At 70.9% G+C, this 22,535-nt stretch carries 16 protein-coding genes and 1 pseudogene; 12 read left to right on the forward strand and 5 right to left on the reverse strand.

All coding sequences use genetic code 11. The annotated features are described in order from the left end of the window. The 4 genes and pseudogenes from ACZ4V1_RS20540 to glgB form a co-directional block, all read left to right on the forward strand. Positions 1–711, forward strand: a pseudogene (locus ACZ4V1_RS20540) (alpha-1,4-glucan--maltose-1-phosphate maltosyltransferase); the annotation flags it as partial. Beyond that, entirely contained in the window at positions 708–2,408 is a 1,701-nt protein-coding gene (gene treS, locus ACZ4V1_RS20545; protein WP_468337951.1) for a maltose alpha-D-glucosyltransferase, read from the forward strand. The pseudogene ACZ4V1_RS20540 and the gene treS, both read left to right, overlap by 4 nt. Positions 2,409–2,507: 99 nt before the next feature. Further along, entirely contained in the window at positions 2,508–3,902 is a 1,395-nt protein-coding gene (locus ACZ4V1_RS20550; protein WP_468337954.1) for a maltokinase N-terminal cap-like domain-containing protein, read from the forward strand. A 40-nt stretch (positions 3,903–3,942) separates the two neighbouring features. Further along, positions 3,943–6,483 (forward strand): 1,4-alpha-glucan branching enzyme, encoded by a 2,541-nt coding sequence (gene glgB, locus ACZ4V1_RS20555; RefSeq protein ID WP_468337957.1) that lies wholly within the window; start codon positions 3,943–3,945, stop codon positions 6,481–6,483. A gap of 13 nt (positions 6,484–6,496) precedes the next feature. Here glgB and ACZ4V1_RS20560 read toward each other — a convergent pair whose 3' ends face one another. The 4 genes from ACZ4V1_RS20560 to ACZ4V1_RS20575 all read right to left on the reverse strand — a co-directional run bounded on the left by ACZ4V1_RS20560 (position 6,497) and on the right by ACZ4V1_RS20575 (position 11,207). Continuing rightward, complete coding sequence (locus ACZ4V1_RS20560; protein WP_468338536.1) at positions 6,497–8,794, reverse strand: HelD family protein; 2,298 nt, start codon at positions 8,792–8,794, stop codon at positions 6,497–6,499. Between the two features lie 85 nt (positions 8,795–8,879). Next, positions 8,880–9,209, reverse strand: coding sequence for a thioredoxin family protein (locus ACZ4V1_RS20565; protein ID WP_468337959.1), 330 nt, complete (start codon positions 9,207–9,209; stop codon positions 8,880–8,882). Further along, positions 9,206–9,604, reverse strand: a complete 399-nt coding sequence (locus tag ACZ4V1_RS20570) for a MerR family transcriptional regulator (RefSeq protein ID WP_468337962.1) — start codon at positions 9,602–9,604, stop codon at positions 9,206–9,208. Before ACZ4V1_RS20570 ends, ACZ4V1_RS20565 begins: the two co-directional genes overlap by 4 nt. Before the next feature lie 208 nt (positions 9,605–9,812). Further along, positions 9,813–11,207, reverse strand: a complete 1,395-nt coding sequence (locus ACZ4V1_RS20575; RefSeq protein WP_468337964.1) for a cation:dicarboxylate symporter family transporter — start codon at positions 11,205–11,207, stop codon at positions 9,813–9,815. Positions 11,208–11,360: 153 nt separating this feature from the next. On the opposite strand from ACZ4V1_RS20575, the gene ACZ4V1_RS20580 reads away from it, so the two are divergent. The 6 genes from ACZ4V1_RS20580 to ACZ4V1_RS20605 all read left to right on the forward strand — a co-directional run bounded on the left by ACZ4V1_RS20580 (position 11,361) and on the right by ACZ4V1_RS20605 (position 17,896). Further along, positions 11,361–13,079 (forward strand): sensor histidine kinase, encoded by a 1,719-nt coding sequence (locus ACZ4V1_RS20580; protein WP_468337967.1) that lies wholly within the window; start codon positions 11,361–11,363, stop codon positions 13,077–13,079. Beyond that, entirely contained in the window at positions 13,076–13,777 is a 702-nt protein-coding gene (locus tag ACZ4V1_RS20585; protein ID WP_468337970.1) for a response regulator, read from the forward strand. Before ACZ4V1_RS20580 ends, ACZ4V1_RS20585 begins: the two co-directional genes overlap by 4 nt. A 106-nt stretch (positions 13,778–13,883) precedes the next feature. After that, positions 13,884–15,254: an extracellular solute-binding protein gene (locus tag ACZ4V1_RS20590; protein ID WP_468337973.1), complete on the forward strand. Its 1,371-nt coding sequence runs from the start codon at positions 13,884–13,886 to the stop codon at positions 15,252–15,254. Next, complete coding sequence (locus tag ACZ4V1_RS20595) at positions 15,251–16,213, forward strand: carbohydrate ABC transporter permease (RefSeq protein WP_468337977.1); 963 nt, start codon at positions 15,251–15,253, stop codon at positions 16,211–16,213. Before ACZ4V1_RS20590 ends, ACZ4V1_RS20595 begins: the two co-directional genes overlap by 4 nt. 1 nt (position 16,214) lies before the next feature. Further along, positions 16,215–17,072 carry a carbohydrate ABC transporter permease gene (locus ACZ4V1_RS20600; RefSeq protein ID WP_468337980.1) on the forward strand — a complete coding sequence of 286 codons (858 nt, stop codon included), beginning with the start codon at positions 16,215–16,217 and terminating at the stop codon, positions 17,070–17,072. Between the two features lie 110 nt (positions 17,073–17,182). Then, entirely contained in the window at positions 17,183–17,896 is a 714-nt protein-coding gene (locus ACZ4V1_RS20605) for a helix-turn-helix domain-containing protein (RefSeq protein ID WP_468337984.1), read from the forward strand. A gap of 35 nt (positions 17,897–17,931) precedes the next feature. Here ACZ4V1_RS20605 and ACZ4V1_RS20610 read toward each other — a convergent pair whose 3' ends face one another. Continuing rightward, the gene (locus ACZ4V1_RS20610; protein WP_375914768.1) at positions 17,932–18,957 is read right to left on the reverse strand and encodes an ATP-dependent 6-phosphofructokinase; all 1,026 of its coding nucleotides are present in this window, start codon (positions 18,955–18,957) and stop codon (positions 17,932–17,934) included. Between the two features lie 269 nt (positions 18,958–19,226). Between ACZ4V1_RS20610 and pta the strand changes: the two genes are divergently transcribed. After that, positions 19,227–21,320 carry a phosphate acetyltransferase gene (gene pta / locus ACZ4V1_RS20615; RefSeq protein ID WP_468337987.1) on the forward strand — a complete coding sequence of 698 codons (2,094 nt, stop codon included), beginning with the start codon at positions 19,227–19,229 and terminating at the stop codon, positions 21,318–21,320. Next, a complete protein-coding gene (locus ACZ4V1_RS20620) occupies positions 21,317–22,528 on the forward strand; it encodes an acetate kinase (RefSeq protein WP_468337991.1) in 1,212 nt (403 codons plus the stop codon). The genes pta and ACZ4V1_RS20620 overlap by 4 nt, the downstream gene beginning before the upstream one ends. Positions 22,529–22,535: the final 7 nt, after the last annotated feature.

Below are 22,535 nucleotides of genomic sequence, written 5' to 3' on the forward strand. Positions count from 1 at the left end.
CAGCAGTCCTACACCTACTTCACCTGGCGCAACACCAAACAGGAACTGACCGAGTACCTCACCGAACTGACCGGGGACGCCGCCGCCTACATGCGGCCCAACTTCTTCGCCAACACCCCCGACATCCTGCACGCCTACCTCCAGCACGGCGGCCGCCCCGCCTTCGAGGTCCGCGCCGTCCTCGCCGCCACCCTCTCCCCCACCTGGGGCATCTACAGCGGCTACGAACTCTGCGAGAACACCCCCCTGCGCGAAGGCGGCGAGGAATACCTCGACAGCGAGAAGTACCAGCTCAAACCCCGCGACTGGGCCACCGCCGCCCGCGAGGGCACCACCATCGCCCCCCTCATCACCAAGCTCAACACCATCCGGCGCCAGAACCCGGCCCTGCGCCAACTGCGCGATCTGCACTTCCATCCCACGGACAAGGAGGAGGTGATCGCCTACTCGAAGCGGCATGGGTCGAACACGGTTCTGGTGGTCGCCAACCTCGACCCCCACCACACCCAGGAGGCGACGGTCTCGTTGGACATGCCGCAACTCGGCCTGGACTGGCACGAGTCGGTGCCGGTGCGCGACGAGCTCACCGGCGAGACCTACCACTGGGGCAGGGCCAACTATGTGCGCCTGGAGCCGGGCGTCACGCCCGCGCACGTCTGCACGGTTCTGCGACCGTCCCACCCGCAGATCGGAGGGTCACCCACCACATGATCGTCAACGAGCCCGTGCCGGACACCTTCGAGGACACACCGGCCAAGGACCGTGACCCGGACTGGTTCAAACGAGCCGTCTTCTACGAGGTCCTCGTCCGCTCCTTCCAGGACAGCAACGGCGACGGCGTAGGTGACCTCAAGGGCCTCACCGCCAAGCTGGACTACCTGCAATGGCTGGGCGTGGACTGCCTGTGGCTGCCGCCCTTCTTCAAGTCGCCGCTGCGCGACGGCGGCTACGACGTCTCCGACTACACCGCCGTCCTGCCCGAGTTCGGCGACCTGGCCGACTTCGTCGAGTTCGTGGACGCCGCCCACCAGCGCGGCATGCGCGTGATCATCGACTTCGTCATGAACCACACCAGCGACCAGCACCCGTGGTTCCAGGAGTCGCGCCGCGATCCCGACGGCCCGTACGGCGACTACTACGTCTGGGCGGACGACGACAAGCAGTTCCAGGACGCGCGGATCATCTTCGTCGACACCGAGGCGTCGAACTGGACCTACGACCCGGTGCGCAAGCAGTACTACTGGCACCGCTTCTTCTCCCACCAGCCGGACCTGAACTACGAGAACCCGGCCGTGCAGGAGGAGATGATCTCCGCCCTGAAGTTCTGGCTGGACCTGGGCATCGACGGGTTCCGGCTGGACGCGGTGCCCTACCTCTACCAGGAGGAGGGCACCAACTGCGAGAACCTCCCGGCCACACACGCCTTCCTGAAGCGGGTGCGCAAGGAGATCGACGCGCAGTATCCCGACACCGTGGTGCTGGCCGAGGCCAACCAGTGGCCGGAGGACGTCGTCGACTACTTCGGCGACTACTCGGCGGGCGGCGACGAGTGCCACATGGCGTTCCACTTCCCGGTCATGCCCCGCATCTTCATGGCCGTACGCCGCGAGTCCCGCTACCCCGTCTCCGAGATCCTCGCCAAGACCCCGGCCATCCCGTCCGGCTGCCAGTGGGGCATCTTCCTGCGCAACCACGACGAGCTGACCCTGGAGATGGTCACCGACGAGGAACGCGACTACATGTACGCGGAGTACGCCAAGGATCCGCGCATGCGGGCCAACATCGGCATCCGCAGGCGCCTGGCCCCGCTCCTCGACAACGACCGCAACCAGATCGAGCTGTTCACGGCGCTGCTGCTCTCCCTGCCCGGCTCGCCGATCCTGTACTACGGCGACGAGATCGGCATGGGCGACAACATCTGGCTCGGCGACCGCGACGCGGTGCGCACCCCGATGCAGTGGACGCCGGACCGCAACGCCGGCTTCTCGTCGTCCGACCCGGGACGGCTGTTCCTGCCCACGATCATGGACCCGGTCTACGGCTACCAGGTGACGAACGTCGAGGCCTCCATGGCCTCGCCCTCCTCCCTGCTGCACTGGACCCGCCGCATGATCGAGATCCGCAAGCAGAATCACGCCTTCGGCCTGGGCACCTACACCGAACTGCCGTCCTCCAACCCCGCCGTACTCGCCTTCCTGCGCGAGTACGAGGACGACCTGGTGCTGTGCGTCCACAACTTCTCCCGGTTCGCGCAGCCCACCGAGCTGGATCTGAGCGCCTTCGGGGGGCGCCATCCGGTCGAGCTGTTCGGCGGAGTCCGTTTCCCGGCGGTCGGCGAACTGCCGTACCTGCTGACCCTCGGGGGACACGGCTTCTACTGGTTCCGGCTCCGCAAGGACGCCGTTTAGGCCTCACCGGCCCGAACCCCGGCGCGGGGCGGTTTCTGCCGTCCCGCCCGGGGCACGCATCAGTAACACCCCGACGACCCGGGGAAAGGACGCGACGCCATGTCGGAAGCCGTCACACGCACCGTCACGAGCCCGTCAGGCCTTCTGGCGTCACTTGATCCACTGCTGCGGGACTGGCTGCCCCGGCAACGCTGGTTCGCGGGCAAGGGACGCCCGGTCACCGGATTCTCGCTGGTGGCCGCCACGGAGCTGCTTCCGGCCGACTCCCGTCTCGGCCTCTACCACGTGCTGGTGCGCGCCCACCAGCAGCGGTTCGCGGCCACGGGCGCGCCCGAGGAGCCCGGCGACTGCTACCAGCTCCTCATAGCCGCGCGCGAGGCGCTGCCGCCGCGGCTGGCGCCCGCGCTCATCGGACACGTGACCGAGGGCCCGCTGGCCGGCCGCACCGCCTACGACGCCCTGTACGACACCCGGCCCGCCGAGGTGCTCCTGGAGGCGCTGCGCACCGGGGCCCGCATCGGCGGGCTTCGTTTCGAGCGGGAACCGGACCAGGAGATACGCACGGGACTGGTGCCGCGGCTCATGACCGCCGAGCAGTCGAACTCGTCGGTCGTGTATGGAGATACGTTCATTCTCAAGTTGTTGCGCCGGATCGTACCCGGTGTCAACCCCGATCTGGAGCTGCCGCTGGCGCTGGCCCGCGAGGGCTGCCCCCGGGTGCCGGCGCCGACGGGATGGATGGTGGCCGACCTGGCGGGCCGGTCCTGGGTGCTGGGCGTACTCCAGCCCTATGTGCAGGGCGCCACCGACGGCTGGGAGCTGGTCCTGCGGGAACTGGCCAAGGGCGAGGACTTCGCCGCCGAGGCCCGGGCACTGGGCCGGGCCACCGCCGAGGTGCACACCGCCCTGGCCCGCGCGCTGCCGACCGTCACGCTCGGCCACGGGCAGATCCAGCGGCTCGCCGACGGCATGATCGAGCGGCTGGAGGAGGCCGCCCACGCCGTGCCCCTGCTCCGGCCGTACGCGCCCGCACTGCGTACGGCGTTCACGGCGTTGGGCGACCTGGCCGCCGAGGGCCGCACCTGGACCGCCCAGCGTGTCCACGGTGACCTGCACCTCGGCCAGTGCCTGCGCTCGCCCTCCGGCCGGTGGTCGCTGATCGACTTCGAGGGAGAGCCCGCCAAACCCCTGGCCGAGCGGCGGCTGCCGCAGCCGCCGGTGCGGGACGTCGCCGGGATGCTGCGCTCCTTCGACTACGCCGCGCACTCGGCCGACGCCCCGGTGCCGGGCTGGGCCGGGTCCTGCCGGGCCGCGTACTGCACCGGGTACGCGGAGGTCGCCGGCGCCGACCCGCGCACCGACCCGGTGATGCTCCGCGCCCACGAGACGGACAAGGCGGTGTACGAGGTCCTGTACGAGGCCCGGCACCGTCCCGACTGGCTGGCGGTGCCCCTGTCCGCGGTGCGCCGCCTGTCCACGCCCGAACCGGCATGACGCCCGCCCCCGACCCCACTTCGCCCAGGAGGCTCCACCCGTGACCCCCCGCCCCTCGTCCAGCGGTCCCGACCCGAAGAAGACGGCCGAGGAGAAGAGCGCCGCGGAGAAGGCGGCGCCGTCTCAGAAGGCGGTGGCCAAGAAGACGACCACGAAGAAGACGGCCCCGAAGAAGACCGCCACTGCCAAGAAGGCGGCCACTGCCAAGAAGGCGGCCGCGAAGAAGACGGCGGCCGAGAAGGCGGTGGTCACGAAGGCAGCGCGCAGGAAGACGGCGGCCGGGAAGGCAGTGGCCGAGACGACGACGGCCGGGAAGGCGAAGGCCAGGAAGGCGTCCGCCGGGAAACCGGCCGCCGGGAAGGCCGTGAAGGGGGCGGTGCCGGTCGAGGTCGCCGTGTCCCCGGCCATGGACGCCGCCGACCGGGAGCGGCTGCTCGCCGGCACGCACCACGACCCCCACTCCGTGCTCGGCGCCCACCGGGTACCCGGCGGGGTCGCCTTCCGGGTGTTCCGGCCGTACGCCCTGGCGGTGACCGTCCTGTCCGGGGAGCTGCGGGTCGAGCTGCACGACGACGGGGACGGGTTCTTCTCCGGGCTGCTGCCGCTCCAGGAGGTTCCCGTACACCGGCTCCTGGTGACGTACGAGGGGACGGTCCAGGAGACCGAGGACCCGTACCGCTTCCTGCCCACGCTGGGCGACCTGGACCTGCACCTGATCGGCGAGGGCCGGCACGAGCAGCTCTGGCAGGCGCTCGGCGCGCATCCGGCGGCCCACGAGGGCGTCGCGGGCACCCGCTTCACGGTGTGGGCGCCGAACGCGCGCGGGGTCCGGGTGGCCGGCGGCTTCAACTTCTGGGACGGCACCGGTCACCCGATGCGGTCACTGGGCGGCACCGGCGTGTGGGAGCTGTTCCTGCCCGGCATCGGCGCGGGCGAGCTGTACAAGTTCGAGATCACCCGGCCCGACGGCTCGCGCACGTTCCGCGCGGACCCGCTGGCCCGCCGTACGGAGGTCCCGCCCGCCACCTCGTCCGTCGTGCACACCTCGGACTACACGTGGGGTGACGAGCAGTGGCTGGCCCGCCGCGCCGTCGCGCCCGCGCACGAGGCGCCGATGTCGGTCTACGAGGTCCACCTGCCCTCCTGGCGTCCCGGCCTGACGTACCGGCAACTGGCCGACCAGCTCCCCTCGTACGTCGCGGACCTGGGCTTCACGCACGTCGAGCTGATGCCGGTCGCCGAGCACCCCTTCGGGGGCTCCTGGGGCTACCAGGTCACCGGCTTCTACGCGCCCACCGCCCGCCTCGGTGACCCCGACGACTTCAAGTACCTGGTCGACCGGCTGCACCAGGCCGGCATCGGCGTCCTGATGGACTGGGTGCCGGCCCACTTCCCGCGCGACGACTGGGCGCTGGCCGAGTTCGACGGCCGTCCGCTGTACGAGCACTCCGACCCGCTGCGGGCCGCGCACCCGGACTGGGGAACGCTGGAGTTCGACTTCGGCCGCCGGGAGGTGCGCAACTTCCTCGTCGCCAACGCCGTGTACTGGTGCGAGGAGTTCCACATCGACGGGCTGCGGGTCGACGCGGTCGCCTCGATGCTCTACCTGGACTACTCGCGCGAGCCGGGCCAGTGGACGCCGAACGAGCACGGCGGCCGGGAGAACCTGGACGCGGTGGCGTTTCTTCAGGAGATGAACGCGACGGTGTACCGGCGGGTTCCGGGGGTGGTGACCGTCGCGGAGGAGTCGACGGCCTGGGACGGGGTCACGCGGGCCACGCACCACCAGGGGCCGAGCGGCTTCGGCGGGCTCGGGTTCGGGCTGAAGTGGAACATGGGCTGGATGCACGACTCGCTCCAGTACATGAGCCACGAGCCGGTGCACCGCAAATACCACCACGGCGAGATGACCTTCTCCATGGTGTACGCGTACAGCGAGAACTACGTGCTGCCGATATCCCACGACGAGGTGGTGCACGGCAAGAGGTCGCTGGTGTCGAAGATGCCCGGCGACTGGTGGCAGCAGCGCGCGAACGAGCGGGCGTACCTGGGCTACATGTGGGCCCACCCCGGCAAGCAGCTGCTCTTCATGGGGCAGGAGTTCGCGCAGGGCGCGGAGTGGTCCGAGGCGCACGGTCCCGACTGGTGGCTGCTCGACCCGGAGTACGGGGCGGCGGCGGACCACCGGGGCATGCGCGATCTGGTGCGGGACCTGAACACCGTCTACCGGGGCACGCCCGCGCTGTGGCGGCTCGACACCCACCCCTCCGGGTTCGCCTGGGTGGTCGGGGACGCCGCCGAGGACAACGTCCTCGCGTTCCTGCGGCTGGACGCCGACGGCACCCCGCTGCTCGCGGTGTCGAACTTTGCCCCGGTCGTCCGCCCCGACTACCGCCTCGGCGTCCCCGACGACGTCCCCGCCTGGCACGAGGTGCTCAACACCGACGCCGCACGGTACGGGGGCGGCGACGTGGGCAACCCCGGCCCGGTCAAGCCGGAACCGCAGGGGTGGCACGGCCGGCCGGCGAGCATCCGGCTGACCCTGCCGCCCCTGTCCACGGTGTGGCTGCGCCCGGCCTAGCGGGCCGTTCGCCTCACCCGTCCACCAGACCCTTGGGCAGCGGCCCGGTGTGCAGCACGCCGAGCCGCTGGGTGGCCCGGGTGAGGGCCACGTACAGGTCGCTCGTGCCGTAGCGGCCGGGTTCGACGACCAGCACGGAGTCGAACTCCAGGCCCTTGGACTGGCGCGGGTCGAGCAGGACGACGCCGCGCGTGAGGTCCGGCTCGGCGCCCGCCGTCACCCCGTCCAGCCGGGCGGCGAGCGCCTGGTGCAGCTCGCGCGGGGCGATGACGGCGAGGCGGCCGTCCTCGGGGGCCAGCTCCCGGGCGGCCTCGGCGACGGCGGCCGGGAGGTCGCCGGTGGCGCGGATCCAGGGCCGTACGCCCGTGGACCGAACCGAACTCGGCGGGGCGAAGGCGGGGTCCTCGGCGCGGACGACGGCCGCCGCCAGGTCCATGATCTCGGCCGGGGTCCGGTAGTTGACGCCCAGGCGGGTGTGCTCCCAGCGGTCCTCGACGTACGGCGCGAGGATCTTCGACCAGGAGCCGACGCCGGCCGCCTCCGCGGTCTGCGCCGGGTCGCCGACCAGGGTCATCGAACGGGTCGGGCAACGGCGCATCAGCAGCCGCCACGCCATCGGGGACAGCTCCTGCGCCTCGTCCACGATGATGTGCCCGAACGCCCAGGTGCGGTCGGCCGCGGCGCGCTCGGCGGCGCTGCGGTGGTCGTCCTCCTCCTGGCGTTCGGCGAACCGCTCGGCGTCGATGATGTCGTGCGCCGACAGCACCTCCGCGTCCTCCTCGTCCTTGTCCTCGAACTCGTAGGTCCGGGACGCGTACGACACGTCGAGCACGCCCTGCGCGTAGGCGATCTGCTGTTCCCGCTCGCGTTCGGCACGGGAGCGGGCGATCCGGTCGTCCTCGCCGAGCAGCTCGGCGGCCTCGTCGAGGAGGGGTACGTCGGCGACGGTCCAGCGCCGGGTCACCGGGCGTCGGACGGCTGCGGCGTCCTCGGCGGGGACGAAGGCCTCGGGGGCGGCGAGGAAGTCGGCGACCAGGCGCTGCGGCGTCAGCCGGGGCCACAGCCGGTCGATGGCCGACCAGACCTCGGGGTTCTCGGCGAGTTCGTCGCGGATCTGGGTGATGTCGCTGGGGTCGAGGAGGTTGGTGCCGTCGTAGGGGTCGGTGCCGATGCGTTCGGCGACCATGTCGGTGAGGGTGTTGAGGATGTGGCCCTCGAAGTGCTCGCGGGCCGCGTTGTGCGGCAGCTTCGCGGCCCGGGTGCGCTCGCGGGCGACGTTGGCCAGGTCGTCGTCCAGCATGAGGATCTCGCGGTCGTGCTCGATCGCGATGACCGGGTCGGGCAGCGCCTGCCGGTCGCGGACCACCTCGGCGAGGACCTCCGCCATGCCGGCCCGGCCCTTCACCGCCGCCGCCCCGGGCGTGTCCGTCGCCGTGGCCTTCACGCCGGGGAACAGCTCGCCGACGGTGGCGAGGAGCACGCCGGTCTCGCCGAGCGAGGGCAGCACCTCGCCGATGTAGCCGAGGAAGGCGGGGTTGGGGCCGACGATGAGGACCGCGCGCTTGGCGAGCAGTTCGCGGTGCTCGTAGAGCAGGTAGGCGGCGCGGTGCAGGGCGACGGCCGTCTTGCCGGTGCCGGGGCCGCCCTCGACGACCATGACGCCGCGGTGCGGGGCGCGGATGATGCGGTCCTGGTCGGCCTGGATGGTCTGCACGATGTCGCCCATGCGGCCGGTGCGGGCCGAGTTCAGCGCGGCGAGCAGCACGGCGTCGCCGGACGGGTCCTCGTGGCCGGTGCGCGTCTCGTCGCCGACGTCGAGGAACTCGTCGTGCAGGGCGGTGACCCTGCGGCCCTCGCTCGCGATGTGCCGGCGGCGGCGCAGGCCCATCGGGGTGTGGCCGGTGGCCAGGTAGAAGGGGCGGGCGACCTCGGCCCGCCAGTCGATCAGGACCGGGGTGCGTTCGGCGTCGTCGGCGCGGAGCCCTATGCGGCCGATGTGGTGGCCGGCACCGGAGGTGAGGTCGATCCGGCCGAAACAGAGGGAGCCGTCCACCGCGTCGAGGGCGGCGAGCAGCCCGGAGCGCTCGGCGACCAGGATGTCCCGCTCCAGGCGGGCCTGCATGGGGGTGCTGCCCTGCGCGAGCGCGTCCGTGACCGAGACCTCGGTGTCGCCGCGCAGCGCGTCCACCCGTGCGTACAGCCCGTCGATGAATTCCTGCTCGTGCCGCAATTCATCGTCCGGAAATTCGGTGTTTGACAATTCCACTCCCGCCCGGATATACTCTGCCCATGAACTTCTTCGTGTCCTCATTGATTTGAAGGCGCGAATCAACGAATATACGCAAAGCAATCCCCCGAGCGCAATTGCTCGGGGGATTTCTCGTGGGACGCGCGGGTCAGAGCACGTCGGCCAGCTCCGCCAGCAGCCGCCGCTTGGGCCGGGAGCCCACCATCGACTTCACCGGCTCCCCGCCGCGGAACACCATGAACGTCGGCATGGACAGCACCTTGTACGCGTTCGTGGTCGCCGGGTTCCGGTCGACGTTCAGCTGCACCACCCGGAGCCGGTCGCCCTCCTCCTCGGCCAGGGCGCTGAGTACCGGAGCCATCTGCCGGCACGGCGGGCACCAGTCCGCGGTGAACTCCACCAGCACCGGCAGCTCGCTGCCCAGCACCTGCGTACCGAACTCCGCGTCCGTCACCTCGGTGACCCCGATGCCCGTCATACGTGCCCTCCCAGTTCGCACTTCGGCTCCGGACCCCCCGGAACCGCCGCCTCGGCCCGCGCCAGCTGCGCACCGACCTGTTCCCGCACCGACGTCAGTTGCTCGATCAGGGCGTCCAGCTCCGCCAGCTTGCGCCGGTAGACCACGAGGGAGGCCGGGCAGGAGTCGCCCTCGGGGTGCCCGGCGCGCAGGCACTCCACGAACGGGCGGGTCTCCTCCAGGTCGAACCCGAAGTCCTGGAGCGTCCTGATCTGCCGCAGCAGCTTCAGGTCGTCCTCGTCGTACGTCCGGTAGCCGTTGCCGGTGCGCCGCGCGGACAGCAGCCCCCGCGACTCGTAGTACCGCAGCGTCCGCGTCGTGGTCCCGGCCCGTGCGGCCAGCTCGCCGATTCGCATGGACACGAACGTAGGCCTTGACGCGGACGTCAAGGCAAGAAGCCCCGCGCCGGAAGGCGCGGGGCAAAGCACCGGAGAGGGGCCGGGGCGGGGACGGGGGGTGGGGACGGGGGTGGGGACGGGGGAGGCAGGGAGAGGGGGAACCGGGCGGCCGAGCAAGCGGGGGGAGCACCTCAGCCGCCCGGAGTGGGTGGGCGTGGCGCGGGCCTCAGGCCCTGGCCAGCTCCTTCTCGCCGCCCTGCTCGGGCACCTCCGGGGTGCCGTCCGCCTCGTCGGCGCCGTCGTGGTCGTCGAGGAGGGTCTTCTCGTCGAACGGTGCGTGCCCGGCGAGCACCTCGTCCACCCGGGACTTGTCGATCTCCTTGGTCCAGGTGCCGATCAGGACCGTGGCGATGGCGTTGCCCGCGAAGTTGGTCAGGGCGCGGGCCTCACTCATGAAGCGGTCGATGCCGACGATGAGGCCGATGCCGTCCACCAGGGCGGGCTTGTGCGAGGACAGCCCGCCGGCCAGCGTGGCGAGCCCGGCACCGGAGACACCGGCCGCGCCCTTCGAGGCCACCAGCAGGAAGAGCAGCAGCGGGATCTGCTCACCGATCGACATCGGCGTACCCATGGCGTCGGCGATGTACAGCGAGGCCATGGTCATGTAGATCATGGTGCCGTCGAGGTTGAAGGAGTAGCCGGTCGGGACCGTGATGCCGACCACCGGCTTGCTGACGCCCATGTGCTCCATCTTCGCGATGAGGCGCGGCAGCGCCGACTCCGACGAGGAGGTGGAGAGAATCAGCAGGAACTCGCGGCCCAGGTACTTGAAGAGCGAGAAGACGTTGACGCCGGCGATGATCCGCAGCAGCGCGCCCAGCACCAGGAAGACGAAGAGGAAGCAGGTGACGTAGAAGCCGAGCATCAGCACGGCCAGGCTCTTGAGCGCGTCGACGCCGGCCGAGCCGGTGACCGCGGCGATGGCGCCGAAGGCACCGACCGGGGCGGCCCACATGATCATCGCCAGGACGCGGAAGACGAGTCGCTGGATGTGCTCGATGCCGCGCAGGACGGGCTGCCCGGCGGAGCCCATGGCCTGCAGGGCGAATCCGCAGAGCAGGGCGATCAGCAGGGTCTGCAGGACCTCGCCCGCGGTGAACGCGGAGACGATCGTGGTCGGGATGATGCCCAGGAGGAACTCGACGGTGCCCTTGGCCTCCGCGTCGACCTGCGCCTGACCGGTCTCCTTGACGGCGTCGGTGACCGCGAGGCCCGTACCCGGGTCGAGGATGTTGCCGACGACCAGGCCGATGGCGAGGGCCACCAGCGACATCACCAGGAAGTAGCCCAGGGCGATACCGCCGACGGCGCCGACCTTGGCGGCCTTGCGCACCGAGCCGATGCCCAGCACGATCGTGCAGAAGATGATCGGCGAGATCATCATCTTGATCAGGCTCACGAAGCCGCTGCCCAGCGGCTTCAGCTCGGTCGCGAAGTCGGGGGCGGCAAGACCGACGGCGATACCGAGGGCGACCGCGATGATCACCGCGATGTAGAGATAGTGCGTGCGGTCCCGCTTGGCTTTGGGTGCGGCAGCTGCCGTAGCGGCTTTGCTGGTCACGGCGGCCCTCCTTGACGACGTCGTCGGCATCACCGGCGTGCGGCTCACGTCCGGGGGTTTGTTTCGGGGATGCGGTGACTATCTCCCGGGCTGTGAGCGCGGTCACCCTTGCGTTCATTTAGTTCACAATCAGCCAAGAGGGAGACTGGCGACATGCCCCTCCGCGTCCCGAGACCCCGCAGCCTGGCCGGTCAGCTCTTCGCCATGCAGGCCGTGCTCATAGCGGTCGTCGTCGCCGGGTACGCGCTGTTCACCTACGTCAGCGACCGGCAGCAGGCCCAGGAGGCGGCCGGGCGGCAGGCCAGGTCGGTGTCGCTGGCGATCGCCGACTCGCCGTCCGTGCTGGAGGCGATCCGCACGCCCGACCCGACGGCGCGGCTCCAGCCGTACGCGGTGCGGGTCATGCGGGACACCGGCGTGGACTTCGTGACGATCATGAATCCGCAGGGCATCCGCTGGACCCACCCGGACCCGAAGCAAATCGGCCATCCCTTCCGCGGTCACATCGAGCGCGCGCAGCGGGGCGAGACGTTCACCGAGACCTACACGGGCACGCTGGGGCCGTCGGTGCGGGCGGTGACGCCCGTGGAGGACGCCGGGCGGGTGGTCGGCCTGGTCAGCGCGGGAATCAAGGTCGAGGAGATCAGTAAGCGGGCGCAGGACCAGCTGACGGCCCTGCTCGGGGTGGCCGCCGGTGCGCTGCTGCTCGGTGCGGTCGGCACGTACGTGGTCAACGCGCGGCTGCGCCGGCACACGCACGGGATGAACGCGGACGAGCTGAGCCGGATGCACGACTACCATCAGGCGGCGCTGCACGCGGTGCGCGAGGGACTGCTGATGCTGGACGGACAGTACCGGGTCGCGCTGATCAACGACGGCGGACGGGAGCTGCTCGGTGTGACGGGTGACGTGGTGGGCGCCTCCGTCGCGGACCTGGGGCTGCCGGCGCAGCTGACGGGGGCGCTGCTGGCCTCGGAGCCGCGGGTGGACGAGGTGCACCTGGCGGCGGAGCGGGTGCTGGTGGTGAACACCTCGCCGGTCTCCGGCGGCGAGCGCCGGGGCACGGTGGTGACGCTGCGCGACGTGACCGAGCTGCAGTCGCTGACGGGCGAGCTGAACTCGGAGCGCGGCTTCACGCAGGCGTTGCGCTCGCAGGCGCACGAGGCGGCCAACCGGCTGCACACGGTCGTCTCGCTGATCGAGCTGGGGCGCGCGGAGGAGGCCGTGGACTTCGCGACGGCCGAGCTGGAACTGGCGCAGGCGCTCACCGACCAGGTGGTTGCGGCGGTCGGCGAGCCCGTGCTGGCCGCGCTGCTGCTGGGCAAGACGGCACAGGCCAACGAGCGTGGAGTGGAGCTGGTGGTGTCGCGGGACAGCCGACTGGACGACGGGCTGCTGCCGCCGTCTCTGCCCGCCCGGGACCTGGTCACGATCCTGGGCAACCTGGTGGACAACGCGGTGGACGCGGCCCAGGGCGGGGTGCCCTCGCGGGTGACGGTGGCGGCGTACACGGAGGCGATGGGCGGACGGCGGACGGCCGGGGGCGAGGACGTCTCCGGTGCGGACCCGGCGGCGGGTGGCTCCGAGCTGGTGCTGCGGGTGTCGGACACGGGTGCCGGGGTCGATCCCGCCCATGCCGACCTGGTCTTCCAACGGGGTTTCTCGACGAAGCCGGCCGGTGAGGGCGGCCGTGGTCTGGGGCTGGCGCTGGTCAGTCAGGCAGTGCAGCGGCACGGCGGCACCCTGACCGTGACGGAGGCCGAGGGCGGCGGCGCCCGTTTCGAGGCCCGGCTGCCGCTGGACGACCCCGGGGGTCACGTGCCGGCCCCGGATGCCCTGGCGGGCAGACACGAGTTCGGGGGCGCCGTATGAGCACCGCCCCGCAGCCGATCCGTGTCCTGGTCGTCGAGGATGACCCCGTCGCCGCCGACGCGCACGTGATGTACGTCGGCCGGGTGCCGGGGTTCACGGCCGTCGGCAAGGCGCACACGGGGGCGGAGGCCCGGCGCGTGCTCGACCGTACGCCGGTGGATCTGCTCCTGCTCGACCTGCATCTCCCGGACGTGCACGGGCTGCAGCTGGCCCGTTCGCTGCGGGCGGCGGGGCATCACACCGACGTGATAGCGGTGACGTCGGCGCGGGACCTGACGGTCGTGCGGGAGGGAGTCTCGCTGGGTGTCGTCCAGTACGTGCTGAAGCCGTTCACCTTCGCCACCCTGCGGGACCGGCTGGTGCGGTACGCCGAGTTCCGGGGCGCCGCCGGGGAGGCGAGCGGCCAGGACGAGGTGGACCGGGCACTGGCCACACTGCGGGCTCCCGGCCCTGCCGCCCTCCCGAAAGGGCTGAGCGGGCCGACGCTGGAGCGGGTGACGGGCGCGCTGCGCGGCACCGAGGAAGGGCTCACGGCGGCCGGGGTGGCCGAGGCCGTGGGCATCTCCCGGATCACGGCCCGGCGTTACCTGGAACATCTGGTGGACGCGGGGCGGGCGGGACGAAGCCCGCTGTACGGGCAGGTGGGGCGGCCGGAGTTGGTGTACCGGTGGGTCCGCGAGGTCGAGCGGGGCCGATGAACACAGGTTGTCCACCGCACACGCATTGACCTGACTAGACCAGTCCTCTTACGTTCGCCGAGCAGCCGTCCCGGCCACAGCGTCGTGCCCGTAGGAGGTCGTGCCCGTGCGTCCCACCGTCCGGATCACCGCTCTGTTCACCCTCACCGCGCTCGCCTCCACCACCCTCGCCGCCTGCGGAAGCGGCTCCGGCAGCGACCCGGACACGGTGAAGGTCTCCTTCAAGCAGTCGACGGACAACTCCATCAAGGTGATGGACACCTATCTCGCCGACGTCAAGAAGCAGTTCGAGAAGGCCAACCCGGGCAAGAAGGTCGAACTCGTCCCCATCAAGGCCCCGGACGCGGAGTACTACACCAAGCTCCAGCAGATGCTCCGCTCCCCCAAGACCGCGCCGGACCTGGTCTACGAGGACACCTTCCTCATCAACTCCGACATCACCAGCGGGTACTTGAAGCCCCTCGACGAGTACCTGGCGAAGTGGAAGGACTGGGACCAGTTCATCGACACCGCGAAGGCGGCGGCGAAGGGCGAGGACGGCAAGACGTACGGCGTACCGGACGGGACGGACACCCGGGGCCTGTGGTTCAGCAAGGACGTCTTCGCCAAGGCCGGCCTGCCCGCCGACTGGCAGCCGAAGACCTGGGACGAGGTGCTGGCCGCGGCCCGCGCCATCAAGGAGAAGGTGCCGGGCGTCGTCCCCCTCAATGTGTACACCGGCAAGCCGGCCGGTGAGGCGGCCACCATGCAGGGCTTCGAGATGCTGCTGTACGGCACGAACGACGGCACCACCGACCCGCTGTACGACAAGGGCAGCAAGAAGTGGATCGCGGCCGGGCAGGGGTTCGAGGACTCGCTCGCCTTCGTCGAGACCGTGTACCAGGAGCAGCTCGGCCCGGAGGTCTCCGACGCGCTCGACCCCAACTTCGGCACCAAGGTCCGCGGCGAACTCCTCCCGCAGGGCAAGCTCGGCATCGCCCTGGACGGGTCCTGGCTGCCGCAGGACTGGCTGGAGGGCAGCGGGCACGAGTGGCCCGAGTGGTCGCGGGAGCTGGGGCTGGCGGCCATGCCGACGCAGAACGGCCAGGCTCCGGGCAAGGTGAGCATGTCCGGCGGCTGGACCTGGTCGATCCCGGCCAAGGCGGGCAACCCGGACCTGGCCTTCGAGTTCATCAAGACGATGCAGACCAAGGCCAACGCCCAGAAGTGGTACATCGCCAACTCCGGCATCGCGGTCCGCGAGGACGTCGCGAACGACCCCGCGTACGTCGACGCCCAGCCCGGCATCAAGTTCTTCACCGACCTCGTCGAGAGCACGCACTACCGGCCCGCTTACCCGGCGTACCCGAAAGTCTCCGTCGCCATCCAGGAGGCGATGGAGGGCGTGACGACCGGTGACATGTCGGTCGAGGAGGCGGCGCGCGGCTACGACGAGGCGCTCAAGGAGGCCACCGACAACCAGGTGGTCCGCAAGTGACGGCGGCCACGCCGCAGCACACGGGTCCGGGGCCGGGGCCGGAAGTCCGTAAGGCGCCGCCGGGCCCGCCCGTCCCGGCCCGTCGCGCGAGGTCCGCCACCACTCGCCGCGCCCTCTTCCGTGCCCTGCCCGTCTCCCCCGCCGTCGTCCTGCTGCTGCTCTTCCTCGCCGGCCCCATCGCCTACTGCGTCGTCATCGCCTTCACCGACCTCCAGCTCACCGGGCAGGCCGAGTCGTCCTTCGTCGGCTTCGAGAACTTCCGGCGGGCGTTCCAGGACGAGGCGTTCCTCAACGCCGTGTGGCTGACCCTCGTGTTCACGGTGCTGTCGTCGCTGATCGGGCAGAACACCCTGGGGCTCGCGCTGGCCTCGCTGATGCAGCGGGCGTCCAAGCCGGTCCGTACGCTCACCGGCGGCATCGTTGTCACGGCGTGGGTGCTGCCGGAGGTGGTGGCGGGCTTCCTGCTCTACGCCTTCTTCCGCCGCGAGGGCACCCTCAACGCCATCCTCGACTGGCTCCATCTGCCGTCCCAGAACTGGCTGTTCACGCTGCCGATCCTGGCGGTGTCGTTCGCCAACGTGTGGCGGGGCACGGCGTTCTCGATGCTGGTGTACTCGGCCGCACTCAACGAGATCCCCAAGGAGGTCACCGAGGCCGCCGAGGTGGACGGGGCGAGCGGCTGGCGCCGGATGTGGCACATCACGCTGCCGATGATCCGGCGTTCCATCGGCACCAACCTCATGCTGAACACCCTGCAGACCCTGTCGGTGTTCGGACTGATCTGGGTGATGACGCGGGGCGGTCCGAGCGGCAAGAGCCAGACGCTGCCGCTGTTCATGTACGAGCAGGCCTTCCAGAACAGCCTGATCGGCTACGGCACGGCGGTGGCACTGCTGCTGCTGCTGATCGGCTCGCTGTTCTCGGTCGTGTACCTGCGCCTGCTGCGGACGGAGGTCTGACATGGCATCCGCCTTCGCGTCCCGCCGCGCCCCCTCCTCCCGGCGCAACCGGCGCCGGCTGGCCGCCGACGCCGGGCTGCTGGTGGCCGCCGCCGCGTTCGTGCTGCCACTGGCCTGGGTGGTGCTGTCCGCCCTGGACCCGCGCGCGAGCCTGCGGGTGAAGGTCCCCGACGGACTGACGCTGGAGAACTTCGACGCGATCCTCACCCCTGAGATCACCTTCACCCCGCTGCTCAACAGCCTGATCCTGTGCGGCGGCGCGACCCTGCTGACGGTGGTGTGCGCGGCGCTCGCGGCCTATCCGCTCTCCCGTTTCCGGTCGCGGCTGAACCGGCCGTTCCTGCTGACCATCCTGTTCGCGACCAGCCTGCCGATCACGGCGATCATGGTGCCGGTCTACGCCCTCTTCGTGCGGGTGAACATGATCGACACCATGCAGGGGACGATCTTCTTCTTCGCCGCCTCCCAGCTGCCCTTCGCGATCTGGCTGATGAAGAACTTCATGGACGGTGTGCCCAAGGAGCTGGAGGAGGCGGCGTGGACGGACGGGGCGTCGTCGTTCCAGTCACTGCTGCGGATCGTGCTGCCGCTGATGGGGCCGGGCGTGGCGGTGGTGACGGTGTTCTCGTTCGTGATGATGTGGGGGAACTTCTTCGTCCCCTTCATGCTGCTGCTCTCCCCGGACCAGATGCCCGCCTCGGTCAGCATCAACGACTTCTTCGGCAACCGGGGCATGGTGGCGTACGGGCAGCTGGCGGCCTTCTCGATCGTGTACTCGACGCCGGTCATCCTGCTGTACGTGCTGATCTCCCGGCGGCTGGGCGGGGGGTTCGCGCTGGGCGGGGCGGTGAAGGGGTGAGCGGGATGCGTCGGTTGCGCCCGCAATACGCCCGTCATACCCCCGTAGGTTCGTACAATCCGTATCGCTGGCTGAACAGCCCGTAGTCAGCACCGCACCGGCCCCCTACGGTGTGGCCCGTGCGCCGACCCTCACCTCACCCGAACCAGTCGGGTCCCCCGTTCAACGCCCTCGCCGCCCGCCGGCTCCGTGCCGCCCTCAACATGGGGCCCGAGCACGTCGCCCACGGCATGCGGGTCTCGTACGGGCTGCCGTACGTCACCCCGGATCTCGTCATCGCCTGGGAGCGGGGCGTCGCCTCCCCCCAGAACCACGAGCTGACCGCGCTCGCGGGGGTGCTGTGGTGCTCGCCCGGTGATCTGATCGGGCGGCCGCAGACCCTGCGCGAGCACCGCATCGCCCGTTCCCTGGCGCCGGAGGACGTGGCCCGTGCCGTCGGGATCGCGCTTTCGGCGTACCTGCGGATGGAGGAGACGGACGGCTGGCGCGGCAACGACCGCCAGTCGGCCGCGCTCGCCGACGTGCTCGGCCTCGGCCTGCCCGACTTCGTGACCGTCACGGGGCGCGAGGAGAAGCTCGCCGACCTGCTGACGAGCGCCGTCAAGACCCGCTGGCAGGGCTATGTGCGCCCGGTCGCCAAAGTGGCACCGCTGGACCGGCGGGTCCTGGAGAACGTCCTCCAGGTACTGCACCAGGACTACCAGGGGCACATGGCCGCCACCCTCAGCTGGGGCGGCGGCAGCGGCGACTCCCACGAGGCGGGCCGCGACTTCCTCGACCGGATCGTGGAGCACTTCTGGACGGCGGTCGAGAAGCACCCCTGAACGGTGGCGTCCGGCGGAGCGGTGGCGTCCGGCGGCTAGAAGACCGACTCCGCCTCGTCCATCCGGTCCTTCGGCACCGTCTTCAGCTCGGTCACGGCCTCCGCCAGCGGCACCATGACGACGTCCGTGCCGCGCAGCGCGGTCATCCGGCCGAAGTCGCCCCGGTGCGCGGCCTCCACCGCGTGCCAGCCGAAGCGGGTGGCGAGCACCCTGTCGTAGGCGGTGGGCACGCCGCCGCGCTGGACGTGGCCGAGGATGACCGGCTTGGCCTCCTTGCCGAGCCTGCGCTCCAGCTCGTACGCCAGTGCCGTGCCGATGCCCTGGAAGCGCTCGTGGCCGAACTTGTCGATCGCGCCCTTGCCGTAGTCCATGGAGCCCTCGGCGGGGTGGGCGCCCTCGGCGACGCAGACGACGGCGAACTTCTTGCCGCGGGAGAAGCGCTCCTCGACCATCTTGACCAGGTCGGCGGGGTCGAAGGGGCGCTCGGGCAGGCAGATGCCGTGGGCGCCGGCGGCCATGCCGGACTCCAGGGCGATCCAGCCGGCGTGCCGGCCCATGACCTCGACGACCATCACGCGCTGGTGGGACTCGGCGGTGGTCTTGAGGCGGTCCATCGCCTCGGTGGCCACGCCGACCGCCGTGTCGAAGCCGAAGGTGCGGTCGGTGGAGGAGATGTCGTTGTCGATGGTCTTCGGCACGCCGACCACCGGGAGGCCGGCGTCCGACAGCATCCGGGCGGCCGTCAGCGTGCCCTCGCCGCCGATCGGGATGAGCGCGTCGATGCCGAAGCTCTGGATCATGTCGCCGGCGTTCTCGCAGGCCTCGCGGAGCCGGTCGCGCTCCAGCCGGGAGGAGCCGAGGATGGTGCCGCCGCGGGCCAGAATGCCGCTGACCGCGTTCAGGTCGAGGGTGCGGTAACGGCCGTCCAGCAGGCCCGCGTAGCCGTCCTCGAAGCCGATGACCTCGTCGCCGTAGTTGTCGACCGCTCGGTGCACGACCGACCGGATCACTGCGTTCAGGCCGGGGCAGTCGCCGCCTGCGGTGAGAACTCCGATACGCATCGTGCTGTGTCTCCTGCTCACTGTTGATACCGGGGAGCCGATCCAATTGTTCCACGGCCGGAGCGCCGACGAGCACTGACGGACGCCGACGGGCACCGGGGGCACTGGCGGGCTCGGTCGCCGCCCGGCCGCCGCCCGGCCGCCGCTCGGCCGGGCGCTGACGGGCGCCTTAGCCACCGCCGGAGGTATTGTCAAGAGGGTTCCGCTCACCCCGGTGGGCGATTTTGTGTGCACGGGACAGCCGCCACCAGACGAAACGGAGAGCACGCGTGACGCGCAGCGTGTACGTGACCGGCATCGACCGCGGCGACGGCCGCCAGGTCGTCGAACTGGGGGTCATGGAGCTCCTGACCCGGCAGGTCGACCGGGTCGGCGTCTTCCGTCCGCTGGTCCACGACGGGCCCGACCGGCTCTTCGAGCTGCTGCGCGCCCGCTACCGGCTCGCGCAGGACCCGGCGACCGTGTACGGCATGGACTACCAGGAGGCGTCCGCCCTCCAGGCCGAACAGGGCACGGACGAGCTGGTGTCCGCGCTGGTCGACCGGTTCCACCTGGTGGCCCGGGACTACGACGTCGTCCTCGTCCTCGGCACCGACTACGCCGACACCCAGTTCCCGGACGAGCTGTCGCTGAACGCACGGCTCGCCAACGAGTTCGGCGCCTCGGTCGTCCCGGTCGTGGGCGGCCGCAAGCAGCCCGCGGAGTCCGTGCTCGCCGAGACCGTCAACGCCTTCCGCGCCTACGACGGGCTGGGCTGCGACGTCCTGGCCATGGTGCCCAACCGGGTCGCCCGCGAAGACCGGGACGTGATCGCCGAGCGGCTGGCGAACCGGCTGCCGGTGCCGTGCTGGGTGGTGCCGGACGAACCCGCGCTGTCGGCGCCGACCGTCTCGCAGATCGCGCACGCCCTCGGTGCCAGGGTGGTCCTCGGCGACGACTCGGGGCTCGCCCGCGACGCGCTCGACTTCGTCTTCGGCGGGGCCATGCTGCCCAACCTGCTGAGCGCCCTGACCCCGGGCTGCCTGGTCATCACCCCCGGCGACCGCGCCGACCTGGTGGTCGGCACGCTCGCCGCGCACAGCGCCGGCACCCCGCCGATAGCCGGCGTCCTGCTGACCCTGAACGAGGTGCCCGGCGACGGCATCCTCACCCTCGCCGACCGCCTCGCCCCCGGTACGCCGGTGCTCTCGGTGACCGGCAACAGCTTCCCCACCGCCGAGCGGCTCTTCTCCCTGGAGGGCAAGCTCAACGCGGCCACCCCGCGCAAGGCGGAGACCGCTCTCGGCCTCTTCGAGCGGTACGTCGACACCGCGGACCTCAGCAAGCGGGTCTCCGCACCGAGCAGCGACCGCGTCACGCCGATGATGTTCGAGCACACGCTGCTGGAGCAGGCCCGTTCCGACCTCCGCCGGGTCGTCCTGCCGGAGGGCACCGAGGAGCGGGTGCTGCACGCGGCGGAGGTGCTGCTGCGCCGGGGCGTGTGCGAACTGACGCTGCTCGGCCCCGTCGAGCAGATCCGCAAGAAGGCCGCCGACCTGGGCATCGACCTGGAGAACGCGCGGCTGATCGACCCCGCGGTCTCCGAACTGCGCGACTCCTTCGCCGAGAAGTACGCCGCCCTGCGCGCCCACAAGGGCGTCACGGTGGAGCTGGCGTACGACGTGGTCTCCGACGTGAACTACTTCGGCACGCTGATGGTGCAGGAGGGGCTGGCCGACGGCATGGTGTCGGGGTCGGTGCACTCGACGGCGGCGACGATCCGTCCGGCGTTCGAGATCATCAAGACCAAGCCGGAGGCGTCGATCGTCTCGTCCGTCTTCTTCATGTGCCTGGCCGACAAGGTCCTCGTCTACGGCGACTGCGCGGTCAACCCCGACCCGAACGCCGAGCAGCTCGCCGACATCGCGACCCAGTCGGCGTCCACGGCGGCGCGGTTCGGGGTGGATCCGCGGATCGCGATGCTGTCGTACTCGACGGGCACGTCCGGTTCCGGCGCGGACGTCGACAAGGTGCGCGAGGCGACGGAGCGGGTCCGCTCGCGCCGCCCGGACCTCAGGGTCGAGGGGCCGATCCAGTACGACGCCGCCGTCGAGCCGTCGGTGGCCGCGACCAAGCTGCCCGGCTCCGAGGTCGCCGGGCAGGCCAGCGTGCTGATCTTCCCGGACCTGAACACCGGCAACAACACATACAAGGCCGTGCAGCGTTCGGCCGGCGCCATCGCCGTGGGCCCGGTGCTCCAGGGCCTGCGCAAGCCGGTCAACGACCTGTCCCGGGGCGCGCTCGTCCAGGACATCGTCAACACCGTCGCCATCACGGCGATCCAGGCCCAGCAGTCCCCCAGTGAGAAGGCGTCCGACCTGTGAGCCCGACCCCGTCCCGCGTCCTCGTCCTCAACTCCGGCTCGTCGTCGGTGAAGTACCAGCTGCTCGACATGCGCGGCGGCGACCGGCTGGCGGTGGGCCTGGTCGAGCGGATCGGCGAGGAGAACTCACGGCTCAAGCACACCCCGGCGGGCGGCGGGAGCCGGGAGTGGAGCGGGTCCGTTCCCGACCACGACGCGGCGCTGAAGGCCGTGGCGGCGGAGCTGGCCAAGGACGGCCTCGGCCTGGACTCGCCCGAGCTGGCCGCGATAGGGCACCGGGTGGTGCACGGCGGGAAGCGCTTCACCGAGCCGACCGTCGTGGACGACGCGGTGCTCGCCGAGATCGAACGGCTGATCCCGGTCGCCCCGCTGCACAACCCGGCCAACCTCACCGGCATCCGCACGGCGCAGGCGCTGCGCCCCGACCTGCCGCAGGTCGCCGTCTTCGACACCGCGTTCCACACGACCATGCCGGAGTCCGCGGCCCGCTACGCGATCGACGTCGAGACCGCCGACGCGCACCGCGTCCGGCGGTACGGCTTCCACGGCACCTCGCACGCCTACGTCTCGCGGGAGACCGCGCGGCTGCTGGGCCGGGCGCCCGAGGAGGTGAACGTCATCGTGCTGCACCTGGGCAACGGGGCGTCCGCCTCTGCGGTGCGGGGCGGTCGCTGTGTGGACACCTCCATGGGGCTGACGCCCTTGGAGGGGCTCGTGATGGGTACGCGCTCGGGTGACATGGATCCGGCCGTCATCTTCCATTTGATGCGTGTTGGTGGAATGTCCGCCGACGAGATCGACACTCTTCTCAACAAGAGGAGCGGTCTGGTCGGTCTGTGCGGAGACAACGACATGCGGGAGATCCGCCGCCGTGTCGACGCCGGCGACGAGCGGGCGCGGCTGGCCTTCGACATCTACGTTCACCGGCTGAAGAAGTACATCGGTGCCTATTACGCCGTTCTCGGACGGGTGGACGCCGTGGCCTTCACCGCCGGGGTCGGGGAGAACGCGGCACCGGTGCGGGAGGCCGCCGTGGCGGGCCTGGAGGGGCTCGGCCTGGTGGTCGACGCCGGGCTGAACGCCGTACGCGGGGACGGGGCGCGGCTGATCTCGCCCGCGGACGCGCGGGTGGCGGTGGCCGTGGTGCCGACCGACGAGGAAATGGAGATCGCGACCCAGGCCTACGCTCTGGTCGAAAAGGAAAGGTGAGGGCATC

Source organism: Streptomyces sp. NPDC028991 (genome assembly GCF_055564775.1).

What these genes read in the sequence shown, in the direction of transcription:
- treS (WP_468337951.1), top strand. Translation starts at nt 708, where the DNA reads ATGATCGTCAACGAGCCCGTGCCGGACACCTTCGAGGACACACCGGCC.
- ACZ4V1_RS20550 (WP_468337954.1), top strand. Translation starts at nt 2,508, where the DNA reads ATGTCGGAAGCCGTCACACGCACCGTCACGAGCCCGTCAGGCCTTCTG.
- ACZ4V1_RS20560 (WP_468338536.1), bottom strand. Translation starts at nt 8,794, where the DNA reads ATGAGGACACGAAGAAGTTCATGGGCAGAGTATATCCGGGCGGGAGTG.
- ACZ4V1_RS20565 (WP_468337959.1), bottom strand. Translation starts at nt 9,209, where the DNA reads ATGACGGGCATCGGGGTCACCGAGGTGACGGACGCGGAGTTCGGTACG.
- ACZ4V1_RS20570 (WP_468337962.1), bottom strand. Translation starts at nt 9,604, where the DNA reads ATGCGAATCGGCGAGCTGGCCGCACGGGCCGGGACCACGACGCGGACG.
- ACZ4V1_RS20580 (WP_468337967.1), top strand. Translation starts at nt 11,361, where the DNA reads ATGCCCCTCCGCGTCCCGAGACCCCGCAGCCTGGCCGGTCAGCTCTTC.
- ACZ4V1_RS20585 (WP_468337970.1), top strand. Translation starts at nt 13,076, where the DNA reads ATGAGCACCGCCCCGCAGCCGATCCGTGTCCTGGTCGTCGAGGATGAC.
- ACZ4V1_RS20600 (WP_468337980.1), top strand. Translation starts at nt 16,215, where the DNA reads ATGGCATCCGCCTTCGCGTCCCGCCGCGCCCCCTCCTCCCGGCGCAAC.
- ACZ4V1_RS20610 (WP_375914768.1), bottom strand. Translation starts at nt 18,957, where the DNA reads ATGCGTATCGGAGTTCTCACCGCAGGCGGCGACTGCCCCGGCCTGAAC.